A 15,338-nucleotide genomic window follows, 5' to 3' on the forward strand; every position below is an offset into this window, starting at 1 on the left:
AACATTTTTATTGGAATTGCAACTAAATCTATTTCTGCTTTTTTTTCGTCAAAAAATTGATATACAGCTTCTAACGTATTTTCAGAAAGCATATCATCAGGATCTAAGCATTGAATGTATTCACCTGTTGCCGCTTCAATCCCAGCATTTCTTGCACTACTAACGCCACCATTTTTTTTATCAACAAAAACTACATTTTCAGGATAAAGAGATTGATATTTTTTTATTATTGAAACTGAGTTATCTGGAGTCTCATCATTAACCAATACCAGCTGAATATTGTCTTCGAATCCAATCGTTTGGTTTACTACACTCAGTATAGCTTCTTCTAGGTATTTCTCTACATTATATATTGGCATAATAATACTAAATTTAAATTTTTTCATTATATACTCCTTATAAATAATCCAAAAATTGGTTTCTAAACTTCATGTGTGCTTTCGAACCTAAGTATAATAAAACTAATACAACAAACCAGAAATATAATGTATACTCCCAATGCGTTATAATAAACCATTCGTCTTTCAGCAAGGCTGCTCGATAGAAATCAGCAATATAATGAATAGGATTAAGTTTTAATAATATTTGTAGTGATTCTGGTAAAAATCTTTTAGGATCCCATAAAATTGGAGAAAGGTAAAACATTATCCTCATGAGAGATTGAACAATCATGTGGATATCTTGTATTAACACAGCTAAAGTTGAAAACAATAAAGTTGCTGCGAATACAAACATATACCCAGAAAACATCATAATTGGTATCTGAAGATAGGACCAAGTTGGATGGAAACCGTAGAAATTTATTACAATTATCACCAAAAATAGTAGAATAATATGTGCATAAAATTTTGCAGTCAAAACATAAGACGGTAGAGCAGAAAGCGGGAAATTCATTTTAGCTACCATATTAATTTTATTAACAATTGCTTTTGTACCTTCTAGTATACCTTGGTTCATGAAAAACCACATACTAATGCCTACTAGTAAGTATGGTAGAAATGCCATACCATCTACTTCTCTTCCTCCTGCGATACCTTGTCCAAATACAAACCAATAAATAAAAATCTGGATTGCTGGATTTAATATTTCCCAAAGTGATCCTAAGTAGTTACCTGTATTATCAATCCTAATTTGATAAATTGCTAACCTTTGAACCATTATAAATGAGGCTATTTGTTCTTTTATAATACCAATTAGATCTTTCAATTATATTCCCTCTTTACTTTGAAATTCATTATTTAATAAGTTTACCATATTTTCAATCAAAAAATTGTATCACCATAATTCCTCTTCATAATTAAATGGTTTTTTCTTCTGTTTGTATACTTCTAAAAGAAATAAAGGGATTATTGTTATTCTTTTAATTCTTTTAAAATCTGTAAGTAATCTATAAAGCCACTCTAAATTCATTTTTATAAATATAAGTGGAGCTCTTTTGACTTTTCCACTAAAAACGTCAAATGATCCTCCCACTCCCATAAATACAGTATTCTTAAAATGAGGCTGATTATAAAAAATCCAGTCTTCTTGTTTAGGATACCCCATTGCTACAAAGACAATATCCGGTTCAAATTTTTTTACTTGTTCTAACCTCTTATAATCAGTAATATCTTTATATCCATGTTTAGATTTAAACTTTATATTAGGGTACAACTCTTTCAAATTAGCTTCGCAGAGTTTGACAGTTTCTTTACTGGCCCCTAACAAGAAAACTCTTTTATGTAATTTATTAGCTTCAATTAATATATTTTCCATTAACTCTATCCCAGGAACCCTTTCTTTCAGTTCTGTTCCAAGCTTTTTAGAAGCTTTAACAATACCGATACCATCTGGGACGATGAAATCTGCAGTTTTTAACTTATTCATATATTCAGTATTTTTCTTAGCATAATATACAATTTCTGGATTAGCAGTAACTATAAACAAATTTTTATCAGTATAATTTTTCATAAAACTAACTACACTCTCTGTTGCTTCCATCATGCTTAAATTATCAAAATACGTCCCTATTACATTGACCTTTTCATTCGTATTATGAATCATAGCATTCCTACTTTCATCACATAATCATACGTGTTTAATTTACATTAAATTAATGATTTTTACAATCTTTTAATCGAATTTATTAATCATGGCATATCGTCTTACTTTATTCTTTGTAATATATCTATCTTTCAAAACTATATTGATATTCATTTACCCTACATATATAAAAATTGTAATTTATCATTTTACCCTTTATAATTAAATAGTTTATTAATTTGAAAATAGGAAGTGTAACAATGAATAGAATATTTAAATGGATGCTTATACTATTGTCACTCAGCCTGATCGCAGTGCCTATCGCTTATGGTGCTTATCTTTTTCATTCAACAAAAACGGCAATAGATACATCCTATAATAAAGCATACGAAAAGTCTCAACTGCGTGATAAGACCGTTAATCCTTCCGTAGATAATTTCTCTATCCTGTTCCTCGGTATCGATGACAGTCCTGCTCGCCGTGATAATGGTCAGAAGACAAGCGAGGCGCGTACTGACTCCATGATTCTTGCGACATTTAACCGTGATCATAAACAAGTTCGCCTGATTGGTATACCGCGTGATACATTAAGTTATATTCCATCTGTTAAGATGTATGATAAGATTACGCATGCCCATGCTGAAGGCGGTCCTGAAAGTTCAGCACAAGCTGTGGAGCAGAAGTTCAATGTACCTGTAGATTACTATGTAAGAGTGAATATGCAGGCGTTCGTTGATGTTGTGGATGAACTCGGCGGTATTGAGTTCGATGTGCCGTTTGATATTGACGAGCCGACAAAGAATGATAAAGGCAGAATTAAGATAGAGCAAGGTCATCGACTTCTAAATGGTAATGAAGCTTTAGCCCTTGCCAGAAGCAGAAGTGTAGATACCGATCTTGGTCGTGGTAAACGTCAGATGGAGATGATTGTTGCACTGGCTAAGAAAGCGAAAGCCTCAGGTTCAATCAGCAAGCTGGACGATCTGATAGAGATTCTTGGTAACAATGCAAAGCACAACTTAACGTTTAATGATATCAGTGCGATGGCACAGTATTACTCTTCAAATGATGTAAAGTTCACACAACGTCAGCTTCAAGGCACAGATTATATGTATAACGGCGTTTATTATTATAATCCAGTAATGGAAGACGTCTATGATATTTCTAAACTACTGCATAAAGACCTTGAGCTTAAGATGACAGAAGAAGATGATCTGCTGGACTACCAGGTACGTAAGCTTTATAACGATCTCATTCCTTTGATGGAGCTCGACAAAGATGAGGTTCAAGAGGCTTATGATAATACTACAGACAGCAGCGAGTCCCCTTTACCAGAGCCTGGTAACACTACAGACAGCAGTGAATCTCCTTCACCAGAGCCTGGTAACACTACAGACAGCAGTGAATCTCCTTCACCAGAGCCTGGTAACACTACAGACAGCAGTGAATCTCCTTCACCGGAGCCTGGTAACACTACAGAAACTGTATTGCCAGAAAACAATCTTAATGGTGAAGTAACTATAGAAGAACCGATAGATACGAGTGTTTATTAAAGGAGGCGCCTATGACACGCAAAACTTACGAAAAGTATCAGCATATTGATAAAGTTTTTGATCGATTAGAAACAATCATCACCGAGAATAAGGATAGAGAGAATTTGCGTAAAGATTTCTTTTATGTGAACGATTATCACCGTCAGAACTATGAAGCATTACTCATCTATTATGGAGATGCCAGCGAAAATCCGCTCATGGATGGCGCCTGCTATATTGTAGGAATTCCTGAAATCTTTGAGCAGCTTAATATCTTCGATTATGATGTGCCGCTCGATTTCGTATTTGATGACGGACACTTAAGCGAAAACTTTAAATCGATTGATGTACATTATCAGTATCTAATCGCAGCTGCGCTTGAAGTTTCTGACGTTCAGATCTTCAAACCTTCCGGCTTTGCGATGGGTATGAATCACTGGAATATTAATACGATAAAGCTCTTCTGGCAATACACAGCAATCATCAGATTGGAAGCGCTTTAGACGATTAGGACTTATACACAGTATAAGTCCTTTTATTATGTACAACTTTCATTCTTTAATCGATATATAAAGTGATAATGATGAGGGAGTCATCGTGTAATATTGTTATTGCAAATGTTAAGGGAATATTACAAATCATTAAGTGTCTATACTAAAATTTTCTGACAGTATATAATTACATTGTTACTAAGTTCATATTAGAAAGGAAACTTACATGGATAATAAATTTTACTATAAAACACCTGCTGCACTGTTAATGATGCTTGCCGGAGGAACAACTGTAGCGCATGCAGCTGAACACACGCAAGTAACCCCTGAAAAAACACAGACGGATGTCGCATCTGCATCATCAACAAAGAATGTACAAGAGACTGCGACATCGCCTGCACAGCAGTCAACACCAGCACAAGCTGTTCCTGTCGAGACTCAGAAAGCTGCTGTAGATGTAAAGTCTCAATACAGCCTGTCTCAAGCAGGTAAAGCTGCTACAACTTCAACATCTAAATCGACATCGCCTTCATCTGCAACGGCAACTGAGTCAACGCCAACTCCAGCTGCAGAACAGACTACAGCACCCGCTACAAAATCTGTGAACGCTGCTACGCAATCGACTGCACCTAAAACGGCTGCTACAGCAAATAAGACGGCTACCGCTATAAAATCTGCGAACGCTGCTACGCAATCGACTGCACCTAAAACGGCTGCTACAGCCAATAAGACGGCTACCGCTATAAAATCTGCGAACGCTGCTACACCGTCGATAGCACCTAAAACAGCTGCTTCAACAAATAAGACGGCTACCGCTACAAAACCTGTGAACACTGCTACACCGTCGATAGCACCTAAAACAGCTGCTTCAACAAATAAGACGACAACCGCTACAAAACCTGTGAACGCTGCTACACCATCGACTGCGCCTAAAACGGCTGCTTCAACACTTAAGACTTCAGCGAAGCCAAGTAACAAAACTAACATACAGGCACAAGCACCAAAGTCTATCAATGCACGTACTTTAAGCAATACATCAAACGTTAGAACGTTAAAGACTCAAAGTCCGTCAAATATGCCAGTAAATGAATATATCAAATATAATAATTATCAAGTTCCTCAATATGAAACACGTTATTTTAAGGATGCACCACAGATTGCCTATCGTAATGGTGTTGCGAAGCCTGAAGGCATCGTCGCTCATGAAACCGCCAATCCGAATTCAACGATTGAAGGCGAGATTTCATATATGTCGCGTAATATTAACAACGCATTCGTTCATGCTTTCGTCGATGACAACAATATTATCGAGACAGCCAATACAGATTACTTATCATGGGGAGCGGGCGGTGTATCGAATTCTCGTAATATTAATGTAGAGCTAGTACGTGTATATGGTAAGGATCGTTTCAGTAAATCTATTAATAACTTAGCAGATTACTTAGCGACGAATCTCATCTACTATAATTTACAGGTCGATAATGCACATAACGATGGTCAAGGTACAGTATGGTCGCACCAGGCCGTGTCAAACTATCTCGGCGGTACTGATCACTCAGATCCCGTTGGCTGGTTCGCTGAAAACAACTATACATTTAATGAGTTCTTTAGTCTTGTACAGGAGAAATATAACTATAAGTTAAATGGTACGAAACCTACGCCTCCGGTTACAGTGCAACCGACGCCTCCAAAGCCTGCTGAGACGGTTAAGGGCACAGTAACAACTTCAAGTGCTCAGATGATGGCGCGCGTCAATAGCACGTCGGCGAAAGTCTATGCTTCTGTTGACAGTGCAACGGGTGTGAGCGCGGGTCAAAAGGCCGGCAACACCTACTATGTGAATAAGAAAGCGACATTAAACGGTAGTACGTACTATGCACTTACAGACGAAACGAAAACGCCACGTGGCTGGGTAAAAGCAAATGATACGACTGCAGTGAATCGCAGTGCTGAAACGGCGGTTACGGGCAACTTTAATGTTAACAAACAGGCGACGAATCTCTACAAGACGCCTTGGGGTACGGCAAATCAAATCGTTACAAACTTAAAATCACATGTCGGCAAGAAGTTTACTCCGACAAAGAAAGTTACTGTCGGAAAGACGAACTATTACTTCGGTACGGTGAACAACTTAACAGGATGGATCAACTTTAACGAACTGACACTGAACGCTCCTAAGCCTGCACCACAGCCGATTAAGGTGTCCACAGCTCAGATGGTTGCTAAAGTCAAACTTCCAACTTCTAAGATCTACGCGTCAGTTGACCAGAAGACAGGTGTTAACGCATCAGATAAGGCGAACCGTACGTTTTATGTGAATAAGAAAGCAACGTATAACGGCGCAACCTACTATGCATTAACAGATGAGCTAAAGATTCCGCGTGGCTGGGTGAAAGCTAGTGATGCTGTAGTCTCAAACCGTTCTTCAGAAGTTAAGATGAGTGGTAAATATAAGGTAAACAGCAAAGCAACTTCGTTATACAGTATGCCAGATGGTACGATGAAACAAGTTGTCAAACAGTTGAAACCTTTCATCGGCAAATCATTTACGCCTTCTAAGAAAATGACGGTGAATCAGTCTGTCTATGTTTATGGTACATTAAATAATATTAGTGGCTGGCTGAAACAACATGAAATTTCAGTCGACAGAACACCTGTCATCACAAAGTCTAAACCGGTGAAACTTATTGGTCGTACAGCACCGAAACAAGTACTGATCTATAAAGACCTCAAAACAATCAAACCTGTAACAAAGCTTGTTGATACTCAAGTCTATGTAAACGAAACTGCGAAACGCAACAACGAACCTTACTATAAGGTAGCAGATAATAATAATAAGATACTTGGCTGGATCAGCAGCAAGTTTATCAAGACGGTACCAACCTCTACGGTCAGCTGGACAAAATCTGCACATACAGTGAAAAAACCGACCAGCTATATCTATAATATTCCAAGTGGTGCGAACAAACAGCGTATCGATAAACTGTCTGCTGTTAAAGGAGGCACACTTCAAGTGATTCGTACGGATAAAGTCGGCCGTACGTTATGGCATAAGGTCATCTATAACAACAACAAGATCGGTTACGTATCATCTACTGACTTGTTCACACAGAACATTACAAAGCTCAAATCACCAACAACATTATCTGCTGCAGTAACAAAGCAGATGAACCTTGCTAAAGTTCATTCAGGTAGCGCACCTAAAGTTGTGTTCAGTACATCTAAGAGCGCTTATAATGTACGCAACGCTACAGCTGCTGAAGTTACAAAGGCAATGCGTACGCAGGATAAATTAACAGACCCTGTAATGAAATATCAGTTCCTGGATCTTGGTAAGTCGGAAGGCATCAACGCAAAGACATTAAATAAGCTGCTTGTCGGTAAAGGCGCACTTGCCGGACAAGGCGCAGCATTCGCCAAAGCAGCACAGCAGTTCAACATCAATGAAGTCTATCTGATTGCCCATGCGATATTAGAGACCGGGCATGGTTCAAGCAGGCTAGCAAACGGACTAAGTATCAACAGCACAAATACTGCGATTACTTCAAAAGGTACGAAGTACTTTAATATGTACGGTGCAAAGGCTGATGACAATAACCCAGAAATCGGCGGCATTAAATATGCTAAAGCAGAGGGATGGGATAATCCATCTAAAGCGATTGTCGGCGGTGCAAAGTATGTCAGAAGTGCTTATATCGATCATGGTCAACGTACATTACATCAGATGAGATGGAATCCTGCAAATCCTGCAACCCATCAATATGCAACTGATATTAACTGGGCTGCGAAGAATGCAGCGATCATCGCTAATATGTACAAGACTTTAGGTCTGGATGCAGTGAACTATGTCATCCATGAATACTAATCTTCAAGTGTACAAATAACAATCCAGAACCCGAAAGATACAGTACTTTGTGTATCTTTCGGGTTCTATGTTGTATAGCTTTATCGCAGAATAAAGAAGAACAGCAAGCATAGACAATACCTGCTCTGCAATTTAATGATTAAAAGAGATGAATAACGGTTATAGTAATTATTGGCTAAAAACGAAACGTATAATCTATTCCAATATAAGATATCGTTGAAAACTATATCATTTGAAAGGAGTATACAATGGCAAGGCAAAGAGACTTCTATTTTGATAATGCGCGTCTTTACCTCATTATTCTCGTTGTATTCGGTCATCTATTACGTTCATACATTGGTGAAAGCAAGTTCTTATATGCACTTTATATGTTTATCTATAGCTTTCATATGCCTGCATTCGTTCTCATTTCCGGTTACTTTGCGAAAGGTATTCATAAACCCGGCTACATTAAGAAGATCACAAAGAAACTACTGGTCCCTTACATCATCTTTCAGACTTTCTATGCTGTTTATTATTATGTCATCGATGATGTATCAACGATCGAATTAAACCCTTTCGATCCACAATGGGCGATGTGGTTCTTGATGAGCTTGTTTTCATGGCAGCTGATACTGTTCTTTATTAAGGACGTTAAGCCCCAGATTATATTACCGCTAGCGTTCTTCATCGGTATTGCAGCAGGTTACCTTAACTTTATCAACAACACGTTAAGTTTGTCTAGAACACTTGTATTCCTGCCGTTGTTTCTTATCGGTTATTATGCTCAGCCTAAGCACTTTAAACATGTGAGAGATAAGCGCTATGTGGTCTTCTCTATAATTACATTGCTTTTTGTCTTTATCTTCTATATGTGTTTTAAGGTAGATTTCAGCTGGCTGTTCGGTAGTAAACCCTACGCATCACTGGAAGCACATACACCGAATATATATAGTGGTCTTAAACGCGCTGCAGTGTATGTGATCATATTGATCAGTACGGTAAGTTTCTTGAATATTGTGCCGAACAGAGAACTCAAATTCACATATATCGGTTCAAGGACGATGTTCATCTATTTACTGCACGGACTATTCGTCGGCATCTTCCGCGCGAAAGATCTCAACCACTACTTTAATGATCATGTCTTCTCTATACTGACGTTTATGGTGCTCACGACAATCTTTCTCGTCTATTTCTTCAGCCACCGCAAAGTGAAGCAGCTCACATCACCGGTAATAGAACTAAAAAAATAATTTTAGTTCTATTGCTATTTTTTTATTCTTTTTTATGCGTATAATAAGAGTAAGTGACATAGATAGAGAGTTTCACAATTCTTATTTAAGGAGTTTTTTATGAACACATTATGGCAGACACCACAAGACAGAATTGAATTATTGAAACGACTTGTAAAGAATGACAGTGTAACAAACAGTGAAGGTGAACAACGCTTCCCTTTCTTCTTAAAGCAGCAGCTGGAACAGCTCGACTACTTTAAGGATACTGAATCACATATCCAGCTTGTACAAACATCAGATCATAAGAATATTATCTGTGCCCTGTATCGGAGCTATGATACGGATCGTACTATTATTATGATGAGTCATTACGATACGGTAGATGTGCAGGACTATGGTCAGTTAGCGGCAGATGCGTTTGACAGTGATGCGTTAATCGAAGCATTCAAAAGACAGGCTCTATTTGATGAAGATATTGAAAGAGATGTGCATTCTGACCACTATTTATTCGGTCGTGGTGTGATGGATATGAAGTCTGGATTGATGATGCAGATGAGTATATTAGAAAAAGCGACATTAGAGGCCTGGCCCGTCAATATCATCCTCGTTTCTGTGCCGGATGAAGAAGTCGGATCATCTGGTATGAAAGCTGCAACCACATTCTTAAATGAATGGGTTCAGTCCTTGCAGCTGGATGTTAAGTTGATCATGAATTCTGAGCCTTCCTTCAGCCAGCTTCCTGGCGATGAAACACATTATATCTATACAGGTTCAATTGGTAAGCTGATGCCTGGTGTGATGGTCTACGGCAAGGAGACACATGTAGGTGAACCCCTTAAAGGACTCAGTTCTAACTATATTATCAGTCGCATCAATCAGGCGATTGAATACAATGCAGCATTTACTGAAGATTATAAGAAAGAGACGACACCGCTACCTGTTGCCTTAAAGATGCATGACTTAAAGCAGGATTATAATGTTCAGACACCGTTTATCTCTTCTGCTTATTATAATATGTTTATCTTCAGAAAGACTGCAGAAAGTGTGCTCAGTCAGTTTGAACATATTGTACGTCGTACCGTAAGTGAAATTAAACGTGACCTGTCCCATATCATGCCTGATATGCCGGACATCAACGTCATCACCTATCACGAATTGTTAAAGCAAAATGATGTCGAAATCGAACAACTGATTACTGCTGAGACGGATCAGGAGATTGCTGAACAGATCGTTCAAGGTTTACTGTCATCCCATCATCAGAATGATTATACGGTCGTCATCTACTTTGTACCTCCCTATTATCCAGCAGTAAATTCAAGTGAGGATAAGCTCGTTAAACAAATATTGAAACACACGATAAAACAGATGAATAAACGTTATCATCGTAAGCTTAGAAAGATTCATTATTTCAATGGCATTTCAGATCTAAGCTATGTGAACTATCAGGCAAGCATGAAAGATGCGGATTTCTATATGAATCAGACGCCTGGATACGGTCGTAACTACAGCGTACCATTTGCCGATATGCAGGCACTCAGTGCGCCTGTCATCAATATCGGCGCCTTCGGTAAGGATCCTCACCAGCTTTCAGAACGCATACATATCAAGAGCGTGAGTGAAGAAATTCCTGCTATCATCGAAGAAGCGATACATAAATTCCTGTGCCATCATTAACGACAATCATACAATGATTGTCGTTTTATTATTTTATGCTGTGTATCGACAAAACAGATACACTTTTCATATTGTTTCTGTACATGTTTCACTTTCTGCGGCAGACGTAGCTTCGCACCGTCTAAAAATGTAATATCTGTATATTCATCGCTTCCCTCTATGTATGTTACATATTTCTGATTAATATACGCTTTATAATGCTGCTTATTCTGATGAACCTGAAAAAATGCCCAGTTCAAGTGCGCTTCCATCATAATCGGAATATACTTTTTCGTACGCATCAGAACCCGTGCAGATGATTTGCGTGTCTTAAGTGAACTCCCTAAGAGAACGAGGGTGTCATCGAGCAGTTGATCTGCAGTCCTGTCCATGATAATCGTCTGTTCATTAAAACGTCTTAATTCTGTTCGACCTTCAACTTCCCCATACTGATAGAGATACATTGTATGTATAGATATTGGCAGCTCCATAGCAGCACTCCTTATTTGTTTTACACTATAATTATACAAAATCTTCTTTTTTTTGGATGATTTTTAAGCATTTTAAACGAAAAGTTAACAAAATCTTTAACATTTCAACAGATTTTATGCATTTGTCAATTATCCATTTATCATTTCTTTCTTTAACATAAAGCTATCCGGAAATCACAACAATATCTAGATGTTGAGAACAGGAATCTTCAATGTCATTTGAACAGCTACTACAAGATAATGAACGCATCATCCATTATTTAATTCATAAGTATCGACTGCAGTATATGTATGATGATATGTATCAGATTGCCACCATCAGATTATGGGATATCTATCACACGTATGATCGTACAAAAACACCTGATATGCAGCAGTATATCTTTACGAAGCTGAACTTCTGCTTTATCGATGAAATTCGCAAGCTGAAACGAGAACTAGATCGTTATGCACCGATGGAAGCAATAGAATCATTCACCTATCTGGATGAATCGTTAGTAGAATACCAGACGTTTTTAGAACAACTTAAACCTAATGAATATATCTGGCTCATGTTGACACTGGAAGGCTATAAACAAAAAGAAATTGCACAGCTGATGAGCTTGAGCATCTCTTCACTGAAAGCATATCGCAAATCCTGTCAGAAGAAACTTCAGAAATTGATATAAAAAGATACTCATCAGCATACTTTTCTAGTATAATATTCATTAGTACTTTTTTGAGGAGGATGACTATGACTGTTGCTAAAATTGGAGATATCATTGAATTTCATGACGGACTGCAAGGTGTGGTCGAAAAAATCAATGAAAATTCTGTGATCGTTGACTGTACGTACATGGAAAACTTTGAAAAGCTTGAAATACCAGAAAGAACTGTAATCAACCATAAACGCTATAAGATTATTCACGAGGCATAGCCGTGAAAAAAATTGACCACGCGCTTGTTATACTATTTGCGATTTATGCTTTCATGCATGTGGTACTCTTTTTATTACGTGATGAAGCACAGGTCTTCTGGCAAGTCTATACTGGCCTACTGCTCTTTTCATCGCTTGGCTATATTTTCTATGAGCGTAATATCACATCGAAACGACTGATGACGTCAATCGGTGTGGGACTGATTACGAGCGTTATTATCGTATTGATATATCGTGCCCTGCTACAGATAAATCTGGCATTATCATTTACTGCACTACTGCGTGAGCTTGTAGCAATGGGTGTGCACTATAAATGGCAGCTTATCATCACGTTGGTGGTTGCTGTTCCATTACATGAACTATTCATGCGTGCGCTCCTGCAAGATAATATGACACGTTATATGCACCCTATACTTGCCGGTGTCATCAGCAGTCTTTTATCTGCCTTGCTGTTTAGCTATGCGGTCGACCTAGAGGTTGTCGTTATCCTATTTATCATCCAGCTCGTATTATCATTCAGCTATCTTTATACGAAACGACTGATAACGCCCGTGCTCGGTGCTGTAACAGCAATTATTACGCTCATCATCTATGGGCAATAATCATAATGAAAAAGTCTGACCTTAAGAAAACGTTTAATTTCTTAAGGTCAGACTTTTTATTGTTGTACTTGTTCACTATATTGTCTATATTCTTTCTCATCATAATAGACTTTCTCCATCAGGTTCGGATCAATTGGGTATAGATCGATACTTACAGGAGCGACATGCTTGTTAAGATATTCAAAGGAATTTGTGCGTTCCTTAAATTCCAGATCAACTTGTGTTAAGTGTGCTTGACCTGAAGTATAGATGATCTCTCTATCTGTGTCCTGTAGCTTTTCATTGCTATTGGTAATAATTAAATCCAGTCCTTCTGTACGCAGATGACCATCTCTTTCAATCGTCTGAATATCTCCATTGTGCAGGCCAATGACGAAATCCGGATTCTCCTCGTCGTACAGATAACGTATCCATGTGCGTATAGCATTGACTGGATGCTCCACTTCGATATCTTCAATAATATCCGTAACATCTCCTACTTCACTCATCGCAAGGACTGCAATCTTGATACCTTTAATCGTCTTGATAATATAAGGTTTGTTATAGTAAGGTTCCTTCGTTCGTGAATTGATAATATTCACCGAAATAAAAGGAAAATCGCTTAGACTCTGTGAGCGGTTGAAGTACATTCTGCCGAGCTTAAAGTCATGGATACTAATATTGCTGGCATCATAGTGCATCGCATTCATTATCGTAATCTGTGGATTTCTTCTGAATGATCGATGCGCTGCAAAGTATTCCGCAGCATAGGACCCCGTTAATGTCTGTCCATTATTCAATAGCAGCAGATCATCGCCTGTACGATGCATTCTTACAAACGTCGCTGCTTTTATCAGCCCGGGATGATTGCTTTCACTGAACATTCTCCCGCATATATCGCTTGTTATGATAATATGTATATTAATAATACCTTTCTTCATGAAATCCCCTGCCCTTATTAAATAATTACTGTGGAGCGCCTATGAAAAATATAAAAAAGTACGTACTTTATCATATTATACTATTTATCCTGATGAATATACTCATAACTTATTCGCTTGCAGAAATAGAAAAAGATAAGCTTAACGATGAACTAAGACGCTCAATCAATATTTACTGTAATCAAGTCGATTCATTCATCAATGAGTCCCTGTCTATCAATGATAATCTTACGACGGCATTTCAGTATACAAGCGCTGTCAAAAAAAGAATGGACGAGATCTACAACAATGATCCTCGCATCATCAACATCTATATACTAGATAAGACGAGCACGATTCTCCACGCAACTTCAAAGATGCGTGTCGGGGGTAAATTGAAGTCGCGCGCATTCTTTATGGGCAATATTCAGCCGAACTCGAATCACGCTTCAATCAGCAATGTCACGAAAAATGAATTTAATAAGAAGGTCTTCTATATCTCAAGAAGCGTGGATAAATTAGATGAACAATATATCATCACGATGGAAATCGATGTGAATACAATTGGCGCGGTTATCGATTCCTTGCAGAAGGATACGACCGTCACAATCAAAGATTTTGATGGTCAAACCATCTTCCAGTCTATCAATCCACATAGGAATTCTATTTCTGCAAGCGAAAAGTTCTTTAAAGTACCATGGGAGATTACACTGACAACAAACAGGAATGTTTATTATGATGTCTATAGCTCTGCGCTTATCTATACGCTTATCGCATCTTTGATCTTCTTAACATTACATCTATTATATATCAGCTACAGAAATAAACGTGCTAACGAAAAGTTACTTGAAGATATTAATACACAGCGTAAAGAAATTATCGGGTTGCTGGCAGCTAATACTGCACATGAAATTAAGAACCCTCTGACCTCAATAAAAGGGTTCGTTGAGTTACTTGAATTAGAGTACGATCCTGTACACAATAACCAGAAGTTCCATATCGTTAAAAGCGAGCTCGAACGTATCAATTTAATCGTCAATCAGTTTCTCCTTCTTGGAAAACCAACAACTGTCGATGTGGAGCGTGTGGATGCCAGAGACATTATACGTGATATCTTAAATTTCCTGGACTACGATCTGGCTATTCATAATATTAGGGTCGTCAAACAGTTTACAGATGAACCGACCCTCATCAATGTTTCTAAAGATCAGTTCAAACAGGTGCTCATCAACGTGATTCAGAACGCCAAAGATGCCATGGCATCTACAGAGCCCGCAATCTTCAAGATAACCGTTCAGAATACTAACGGATATACTGTAATGCGTTTTATCGATAATGGTGAAGGCATGGATACAGACGTGCAGCAGGAACTCTTCAATCCCTTCTTTACAACAAAGTTACACGGCACGGGGCTTGGTCTACCCGTGACTAAAAGTATCATCGATGCTCATCACGGTCTGATCGAAGTAGTATCAAGTAAAAAGAAGGGCACGACATTCATTATCTCTTTCCCGACAGTACAATAGAAACCCGAATGATAAGAAGAAAGACATTTCTTCATATTGATATGCTCCCTATAAGGTAGACACTTAAAAAGTGAAAATTTTATAGGGAGTTTTTAATTTGAGAAACAAGAAAATTTCATTTGATAAA

Annotated in this window: 14 protein-coding genes; 9 read left to right on the forward strand and 5 right to left on the reverse strand. The window is 38.0% G+C overall.

The window, feature by feature from the left end; translation table 11 throughout:
- From CD152_RS12080 to CD152_RS10240, 3 genes are all read right to left on the reverse strand, one after another.
- Positions 1-386: glycosyltransferase family 2 protein (locus CD152_RS12080; RefSeq protein ID WP_205757046.1), on the reverse strand; the 386-nt coding region annotated here is incomplete at its 3' end.
- Between the two features lie 10 nt (positions 387-396).
- On the reverse strand, positions 397-1,206 hold the full coding sequence (locus CD152_RS10235; RefSeq protein WP_012656555.1) for an ABC transporter permease: 810 nt from the start codon (positions 1,204-1,206) through the stop codon (positions 397-399).
- 69 nt (positions 1,207-1,275) lie between these two features.
- On the reverse strand, positions 1,276-2,043 hold the full coding sequence (locus CD152_RS10240) for a WecB/TagA/CpsF family glycosyltransferase (protein WP_103214749.1): 768 nt from the start codon (positions 2,041-2,043) through the stop codon (positions 1,276-1,278).
- Between the two features lie 239 nt (positions 2,044-2,282).
- Here CD152_RS10240 and CD152_RS10245 point away from each other — a divergent pair, with 239 nt between their 5' ends.
- From CD152_RS10245 to CD152_RS10265, 5 genes are all read left to right on the forward strand, one after another.
- Positions 2,283-3,575, forward strand: coding sequence for an LCP family glycopolymer transferase (locus CD152_RS10245; RefSeq protein ID WP_103214750.1), 1,293 nt, complete (start codon positions 2,283-2,285; stop codon positions 3,573-3,575).
- 11 nt (positions 3,576-3,586) lie between these two features.
- Positions 3,587-4,057 carry a DUF2538 family protein gene (locus CD152_RS10250; RefSeq protein ID WP_103214751.1) on the forward strand — a complete coding sequence of 157 codons (471 nt, stop codon included), beginning with the start codon at positions 3,587-3,589 and terminating at the stop codon, positions 4,055-4,057.
- Positions 4,058-4,271: 214 nt separating this feature from the next.
- Complete coding sequence (locus CD152_RS10255) at positions 4,272-7,910, forward strand: GW dipeptide domain-containing protein (RefSeq protein ID WP_103214752.1); 3,639 nt, start codon at positions 4,272-4,274, stop codon at positions 7,908-7,910.
- 248 nt (positions 7,911-8,158) lie between these two features.
- Positions 8,159-9,142, forward strand: coding sequence for an acyltransferase family protein (locus tag CD152_RS10260; RefSeq protein WP_103214753.1), 984 nt, complete (start codon positions 8,159-8,161; stop codon positions 9,140-9,142).
- Positions 9,143-9,241: 99 nt separating this feature from the next.
- On the forward strand, positions 9,242-10,798 hold the full coding sequence (locus tag CD152_RS10265) for a M20/M25/M40 family metallo-hydrolase (RefSeq protein WP_086038423.1): 1,557 nt from the start codon (positions 9,242-9,244) through the stop codon (positions 10,796-10,798).
- Here CD152_RS10265 and CD152_RS10270 read toward each other — a convergent pair.
- Positions 10,795-11,268 (reverse strand): competence protein ComK, encoded by a 474-nt coding sequence (locus tag CD152_RS10270; RefSeq protein ID WP_086038422.1) that lies wholly within the window; start codon positions 11,266-11,268, stop codon positions 10,795-10,797. The two genes, CD152_RS10265 and CD152_RS10270, sit on opposite strands and share 4 nt — an antisense overlap.
- Positions 11,269-11,480: 212 nt before the next feature.
- On the opposite strand from CD152_RS10270, the gene CD152_RS10275 reads away from it, so the two are divergent.
- From CD152_RS10275 to CD152_RS10285, 3 genes are all read left to right on the forward strand, one after another.
- Positions 11,481-11,936 (forward strand): sigma-70 family RNA polymerase sigma factor, encoded by a 456-nt coding sequence (locus CD152_RS10275; RefSeq protein ID WP_103214754.1) that lies wholly within the window; start codon positions 11,481-11,483, stop codon positions 11,934-11,936.
- A 65-nt stretch (positions 11,937-12,001) separates the two neighbouring features.
- Positions 12,002-12,184 (forward strand): YkvS family protein, encoded by a 183-nt coding sequence (locus CD152_RS10280; protein ID WP_041635862.1) that lies wholly within the window; start codon positions 12,002-12,004, stop codon positions 12,182-12,184.
- 2 nt (positions 12,185-12,186) lie between these two features.
- A complete protein-coding gene (locus CD152_RS10285) occupies positions 12,187-12,786 on the forward strand; it encodes a CPBP family glutamic-type intramembrane protease (RefSeq protein ID WP_101037907.1) in 600 nt (199 codons plus the stop codon).
- 56 nt (positions 12,787-12,842) lie between these two features.
- Here the strand turns inward: CD152_RS10285 and CD152_RS10290 are convergent, their stop codons facing one another.
- Complete coding sequence (locus CD152_RS10290) at positions 12,843-13,706, reverse strand: bifunctional UDP-sugar hydrolase/5'-nucleotidase (protein WP_086038419.1); 864 nt, start codon at positions 13,704-13,706, stop codon at positions 12,843-12,845.
- A gap of 41 nt (positions 13,707-13,747) precedes the next feature.
- On the opposite strand from CD152_RS10290, the gene CD152_RS10295 reads away from it, so the two are divergent.
- Positions 13,748-15,211, forward strand: a complete 1,464-nt coding sequence (locus tag CD152_RS10295; RefSeq protein ID WP_086038418.1) for an ATP-binding protein — start codon at positions 13,748-13,750, stop codon at positions 15,209-15,211.
- Positions 15,212-15,338 lie beyond the last annotated feature (127 nt).

The sequence above is a fragment of the Macrococcoides caseolyticum genome (genome assembly GCF_002902665.1).
Classification (GTDB): Bacteria; Bacillota; Bacilli; order Staphylococcales; family Staphylococcaceae; genus Macrococcoides; species Macrococcoides caseolyticum.

What these genes read in the sequence shown, in the direction of transcription:
- CD152_RS10275 (WP_103214754.1), top strand. Translation starts at nt 11,481, where the DNA reads ATGTCATTTGAACAGCTACTACAAGATAATGAACGCATCATCCATTAT.
- CD152_RS10270 (WP_086038422.1), bottom strand. Translation starts at nt 11,268, where the DNA reads ATGGAGCTGCCAATATCTATACATACAATGTATCTCTATCAGTATGGG.
- CD152_RS10250 (WP_103214751.1), top strand. Translation starts at nt 3,587, where the DNA reads ATGACACGCAAAACTTACGAAAAGTATCAGCATATTGATAAAGTTTTT.
- CD152_RS10295 (WP_086038418.1), top strand. Translation starts at nt 13,748, where the DNA reads ATGAAAAATATAAAAAAGTACGTACTTTATCATATTATACTATTTATC.
- CD152_RS10245 (WP_103214750.1), top strand. Translation starts at nt 2,283, where the DNA reads ATGAATAGAATATTTAAATGGATGCTTATACTATTGTCACTCAGCCTG.
- CD152_RS10265 (WP_086038423.1), top strand. Translation starts at nt 9,242, where the DNA reads ATGAACACATTATGGCAGACACCACAAGACAGAATTGAATTATTGAAA.
- CD152_RS10280 (WP_041635862.1), top strand. Translation starts at nt 12,002, where the DNA reads ATGACTGTTGCTAAAATTGGAGATATCATTGAATTTCATGACGGACTG.
- CD152_RS10255 (WP_103214752.1), top strand. Translation starts at nt 4,272, where the DNA reads ATGGATAATAAATTTTACTATAAAACACCTGCTGCACTGTTAATGATG.
- CD152_RS10290 (WP_086038419.1), bottom strand. Translation starts at nt 13,706, where the DNA reads ATGAAGAAAGGTATTATTAATATACATATTATCATAACAAGCGATATA.
- CD152_RS10260 (WP_103214753.1), top strand. Translation starts at nt 8,159, where the DNA reads ATGGCAAGGCAAAGAGACTTCTATTTTGATAATGCGCGTCTTTACCTC.
- CD152_RS10240 (WP_103214749.1), bottom strand. Translation starts at nt 2,043, where the DNA reads ATGATTCATAATACGAATGAAAAGGTCAATGTAATAGGGACGTATTTT.